Origin of the sequence: Acetomicrobium sp. S15 = DSM 107314 (assembly GCF_016125955.1) — a bacterium.
Lineage (GTDB): Bacteria > Synergistota > Synergistia > Synergistales > Thermosynergistaceae > Thermosynergistes > Thermosynergistes pyruvativorans.
On the sequence record NZ_JADEVE010000143.1, the window covers coordinates 1 to 388 of the forward strand.

1 protein-coding gene is annotated in these 388 nt (G+C 51.5%); it reads left to right on the forward strand.

The window, feature by feature from the left end:
* On the forward strand, nt 1-188 hold a 188-nt coding region (locus EZM41_RS03475; RefSeq protein WP_198469551.1), incomplete at its 5' end, for a hypothetical protein.
* Between the last annotated feature and the right edge of the window lie 200 nt (nt 189-388).

Sequence of the window (388 nt, forward strand, 5' to 3'; positions counted from 1 at the left end):
CGGGGGCGGATTACGCAGGCAAGGTCTCAGTGGTAGATATAGGAGTTCCGCTCGAATCCTTGTCGCTGCCGGCTGCCGAGGTCAATGCCATAGAAAGGCTCGATGCTGCGCGCATGCTTCCTCCTCGTCCCATGAATATGTTACCCGTTTCTACGACGATGGAAGAACTGCGCTCGATCTTCCGCTAGCTGCAGGACAGCCTTTGACCCCATTGAACTTGAAAGTCAGGTCAACGATCTATTAGACGACAGTTCTTCTCCGAGCCTATCGGTAAATATAAAGGCACAACCTTGTCGCTTAAGTATTGGCGGATCTCGCCCAATGTCCTATCAAACGAGGCGTTATCCCTGTCCATCTTGCTGACATAAAAGACAGTCGCTATGCCGAA